3 protein-coding genes are annotated in these 5,258 nt (G+C 76.6%); 2 read left to right on the top strand and 1 reads right to left on the bottom strand.

All coding sequences use genetic code 11. The annotated features are described in order from the left end of the window. Positions 1-213: 213 nt before the first annotated feature. Both DQW06_RS23395 and DQW06_RS23390 read left to right on the top strand, forming a co-directional pair. Entirely contained in the window at positions 214-969 is a 756-nt protein-coding gene (locus DQW06_RS23395; RefSeq protein WP_019607894.1) for a DUF3027 domain-containing protein, read from the top strand. A 226-nt stretch (positions 970-1,195) separates the two neighbouring features. Beyond that, entirely contained in the window at positions 1,196-4,450 is a 3,255-nt protein-coding gene (locus tag DQW06_RS23390; protein ID WP_013155184.1) for a sacsin N-terminal ATP-binding-like domain-containing protein, read from the top strand. Positions 4,451-4,585: 135 nt separating this feature from the next. On the opposite strand, the gene DQW06_RS23385 is transcribed toward DQW06_RS23390, so the two are convergent. Then, positions 4,586-5,258: MOSC domain-containing protein (locus tag DQW06_RS23385; protein WP_117199319.1), on the bottom strand; the 673-nt coding region annotated here is incomplete at its 5' end.

Here is a 5,258-nt window from a genome sequence, read left to right as displayed (position 1 = left end):
GTCCGTCCGGGGGCCGGGCCCGCCCCGGTTCGCCTCGGCCCGGCCCGGTGTCCCCGGTCCCCGGGCGGTCACGGGTCCGAGACCGCGTCCGGAGGATGTATCGGGCGAACCTTGACCCTCGTTATGGTCAAATCGGTGCTCGCGATCAGTGAGAATGGGGGCGTGAGCCCTACTCGACGTTCTCCTGTACCGGACAAGGCATGTATCGAGGCGGTGGAGCTGGCTCGCTCGGTGGCCGCCGAGGTCGGGCGACCCGAGTGGGTGGGTGAGCACCTCGCCCCCCAGGTCGAGGACACCCGCCTGGTCACTCACCTCTTCACCTGCCTGGACCCCGCCTACCCGGGGTGGAACTACGCCGTCACCGTGGTCCGCGCCTCGCGCGCCAAACAGGTCACGGTGAACGAGGTCGTTCTGCTGCCCGGCGAAGGCGCCCTCGCCCCGCCCGAGTGGGTGCCCTGGAAGGAGCGCCTGCGCCCCGGCGACCTCGGCGTGGGCGACCTGCTGCCCGCCGAGGAGGACGACGAACGGCTCGTCCCCGGCTACGCCCAGGTGCCCGACAGCGAGCTGGACGCCGAGGGCGAGGACCGGCAGGCGATCTGGGAGCTGGGCCTGGGCCGACGCCAGGTGCTCTCGGAGTTCGGACGCGAGCAGGCCGCCGAGCGCTGGTACAACGGCGAGGGCGGCCCGCGCAGCCCGATCGCGGCAGCCGCGCCCGCACGCTGCCTCACCTGCGGGTTCATGACCCCGCTCGCCGGTGAGCTGCGCCAGATGTTCGGTGTGTGCACCAACGAGTACGCCCCCGACGACGGCCGCGTGGTCTCGATGGACCACGGCTGCGGCGCCCACTCCGAGGTGCGCCGCCCCGAGTCGCGCAACGATCCGGTCAAGCCTGTCGTGGACGAGATGGGCTACGACCACATCGTCTTCGACGACACGGCCGAGCTGGAACTGGTCTCCTCGGATTCCTGACGTCGGCGTACGCCGGTGCCTTCCGAGGCCGACGCCGAGCCCCGGTGCCGTCTGGAGCCGCCGCGTCCCGGAGCCGTCCGGACGCGCCTCCCGCTGACGCTGTGCCGCCGCGCCGCACGGTCCGGCCCCAGCCCTCCGCTCCGGTGGGCTAGGGTCGGTTTACCGCATCCGATCCCGCCCCGGGTGCACCGTGCCGGGCGTGCCCGCAGCGCAGGAGGAAACCGCCATGGCCGAGCCGCTGACCGCTTCGGTGGCCGATCCCTACAACACCGCCGAGCTGCGCCGACGCGTTCTCGCCGCGTGGGCCGACGCCCCCGCGCGCTTCCGTGAGGACGCCAACGCGGAGGAGGACTTCGCACTCGGCGGCTACCGCGACCGGGTCGTGGTCGAACTGGCCCAGAACGCCGCCGACGCCGCCCGCCGCGCGGGTGTCCCGGGCCGGCTGCGTCTGGCGCTGACCGGCCACCGGCTGACCGCCGCCAACACCGGCGCACCCCTGACCGCCGAGGGCGTGGAGTCGCTGGCCACGCTGAGGGCCTCCACCAAGCGCGGCGAGCAGGGCTCGGCCGGACGCTTCGGCGTGGGCTTCTCCGCGGTGGCGGCGCTCAGCGACGACGTCACCGTCGACTCCGGCGGCTCGGCCGTCCGCTTCAGCGCCGAGGCCGCCCGCGCCGCGGTCACGGACCTGCTGGGCGACGACGGCGCCCACAGCGGCCTCGCGCAGGAGGTGGAGAGCCGTTCCGGGCACGTGCCCATGCTGCGGCTGCCCTTCCCCGCCGAGGCCGTCAACCGTGTGACCTCCGAGGCCCCTGAGGCAGGAGAGGGCGCCGAGGGCTACGACACCGTCGTCACCCTCCTGCTGCGCGACGACCGCGCGCGCGACCGGGTGCGCGAACTCCTGGACCGGACCGGCGAGGCGCTCCTGCTCGCCCTGCCCGGCCTGGTCGAGGTGCGCGTGGACGTCGAGGGCGCCGAACGCGTCCTCACCCGCGAGGAGGCCGCCGGAACGGCCGACCTGGTCACCGCGCACCTGGACGGCGACGGCACCCGGACCACCCTCTGGCGGACCCTCGAACGCTCGGGCTCCTTCGACCCCGCCCTGCTCGCCGACCGGCCCACCGAGGAACGGGACCGCACGTCGTGGTCGCTGACGTGGGCGGTCCCCGTGGACGAGGACGGTGCGGTCGCCGCCCTGCCCGCCGACGTCGAGTCCGTGGTCCACGCGCCCACGCCCACCGACACCGAGCTCGACCTGCCCGCCGTCCTCATCGGCACCTTCCCGCTGGGCAGCGACCGGCGCGCGGTCCAGCCCGGGGCCGCCACCGACCTGCTGCTCATGGAGGCCGCGGAGGCCTACTGCGCCCTGCTGCGGCGCTTCGACCCCCGGGCGTCGCTCGACCTGGTGCCCGGAACCCGTGTGGGCGGCGGCGCCGTCGACGCCGTCTTCCGCGCCCGGGTGGCCGAGCCCCTCCAGGACACGCCGTTCCTGGTGACGGCGGCCGGTGCGCCCGTCGCCCCGCGCGACGCCGTGCTCCTCGACACCGGGGGGCCGGGCGGGACCGACGGCCCCGCCGCCGACCTCGTCCGCGTCCTGTCCGAACTCGTTCCCCCGCTGCTGCCCGGGAGCTGGAGTCCGCGCCACCCGGCGCTGGCCGCCCTGCGCGTCCACCGCCTCGGCCTGGCCGACGTCGCCGACCTGCTCGCCGACACCGACCGGCCCCCGCACTGGTGGGCCGCGCTCTACGCCGCCCTGGACCGGGCGGGCAGGGGCGGCGCCGACCTGGACGAACTCGGCGCCCTGCCCGTCCCGCTGGCCGACGGCAGGCTCGTGCGCGGTCCCCGTTCGCTGCTGGTGCCCTCGCAGGACTGGTCGGCGGACGGCGCGCGCGGTGAAGACCGGGACGGCTGGGAGGACCGGGGAGAGCGGGACGACCGGGACGACCGGGGGGAAGGGGACGACCGGCGCGAGCGCGGGCCCCTGGACGCCCTGGCCGCCCTGGGCGTGCGCGTCGTGCACCCCGAGGCCGTGCACCCCCTCCTCAACCGCCTGGGCGCGGTGGAGGCCAGCGCCGCGACCGTTCTGCGCGACGGGCGCACCGAGGCCGCCGTCCGCGCCTCCCTGGACGCCGACGACCCCGAACCCGTGGCCGAGGCCGTGCTCGGTCTGGTGTCCGCCTCGGGGATCAGCGCCGCCGACGTGCCCTGGCTCTCCGAGCTGGCCCTGCGCGACGACGAGGACGGCTACTCGGTCGCCGCCGAGCTCCTCGTGCCCGGCGCGCCCCTGGCCGACCTCCTCGTGGACGACGCCCCCTTCGGCACCGTGCACCCGGACCTGGTGGAACGGCACGGGACCGGGGTCCTGCGCGCCGTCGGCGCGCTGTGGGAGCTGACCGCGGTCCGCGCCGAGGAGGTCGCGCTGGGCGAGGACCTGGCCTCGGTCTTCGACGGCGCGGCGGGCGAGGAGGGCCCGGACGGCCTGGAGGACTGGGCCGACGAGGTCCTCGAACGCGTGGGCGACCCGGAGCTGCCGCCGGTCGTCCCCGAGCTGGTGTGCGTCGCCGACCTGGACTACGTGGCCGACGAGCAGTGGCCCCGCGCCCTGGCCATGCTCGCCGAGGGGCCGCTGCGGGAGGCGGTGACCGCCCCCGCCCGCGTGCTGCTGCCCGACGGCCGCGTGACGGACGTGCCCTCCTACACCGCCTGGTGGCTGCGCACGCGGGCCCTGCTGGGCGGGAGCGCGCCCGCGGGGCTGCGGCTCGGAGACGCGGACCCCGCCCTGGTGGGCCTGTACGACGAGGTGAGCGCCGACGTCGATCCGGAGTTCGCCCGCGCGCTGGGCGTGCGCACCACCCTGGAGGACGTGCTGGCGGACCCGGACGGCGCGGACGACCTGCTCGCCCGGCTGGCCGACCCCCAGCGGCACGTGGACCGCGCGTCGCTGCGCAGGGTGTGGGCCGCCCTGGCCGGGGTGGACGCCGACCTGGTCACCCCGCCGTCCCGCGTGCGGGCGGTGCGGGGCGGGTCGATCGTGGTGGCCGACGCCGAGGACGCGGTCGTGGTGGACTCCCCGGACCTGCTGCCGCTGCTGGAGGAGCAGGAGCGGGCCCTGGTGCTCGCCCCGGCCGAGACGGCCGAGGCCGTGGCGGACGTGCTCGACCTGGACCTGGCCAGCGAGGCCGTGACGGGAAGGGTCGGGTCCGCGGGGCAGATGCGCCAGGTCCCGGACGAAGCGGACCTCTTCCTCGACCCGGCGGGGGAGCCCGACCGCACCTACCTGCACCACCAGACGCTCACGGTGGACGGGGTGGAGGTGGAGTGGTACGTCGCGGACGGCTCGGCGCACGCCTCGACCACTGACGGGCTGGCCCGGGCGCTGTGCTGGCGCGCGGGGCAGTGGTCCAGGAGGCACGTGCTGGCCGACGCGCTGCGGGAACCGGGGGCGGTGGCGCGGCTGCTGGCCGAGGCCGACCTGGACGACTGAGGCCGTCTCCGGCGCCCACGGGAGCGCCCGGGGGCCGACCGGCCTTCCGGGCCCGGCCCGACGACGAGGGACGCGGCCCCGGTACCGGGGCCGCGGAGCCCGTCCGCCGCACCCGCCGCGTGCGGCGGACGCAGGTCAGGCCGAAGCGACCGCCAGGTCCGCGTCCCCGTCCCGGGCCTGCTCCCAGGCGAGCACCTCCACCTCGTCGCCCACGGCCAGCGTTCCGGTGCGGGTGACGGCGAACTTGGCGCCGAAGGCCACCCCGCCCTCGGCCCGGCGGTAGTCCGCCAGGGTGCGCAGCGGCTCGGGCCCCGCCTTGACGCCCCGGGCCTGGTCGACGGTCGTGGCCACGCAGCGGACGCACACCTTGGCGAAGCCCAGCTCCGCGGTGCCCAGGCGCAGGGCGCGGACGCGGTCCTCGGTGTGCGGCTCGGCCCACCCCGACACCACGATGTTGGGTCGGAAGCGGTTCATCGGCACGGGTTCGGCGCCCCGGGCGAGGATGCGCTCGCCGAGCAGGTCGAGGGAGGCCAGCGACGCCATCAGCACCGCGGTGCTGTCCGCGAACGCGCTGGTGCCCGGGGTCAGCCCGCCCACGTGGCGGTCGTGGTCGTCGGGCACCCGCACCAGGCGGCTGGGCGCGCCGAGCGCCTCCGACAGCCACTCCGCGGCCTCACGGCCCTGGTCCACGCCGACGAACGGCTGCCGGTGCATGGTCACGTCCAGGCGCGGGCCCTCGGGGTCCACCCCGACCTCCAGGGGCGCCGACCCGCCGGTCCCCGCCCCGGGGGCCCACCCCAGGCTCAGA

Source organism: Nocardiopsis sp. TNDT3 (assembly GCF_003427465.1).
Lineage (GTDB): Bacteria > Actinomycetota > Actinomycetes > Streptosporangiales > Streptosporangiaceae > Nocardiopsis > Nocardiopsis dassonvillei.
The sequence above is the reverse complement of the archived record's forward strand: the minus strand, read 5'-3'. Positions and strand labels throughout refer to the sequence as shown.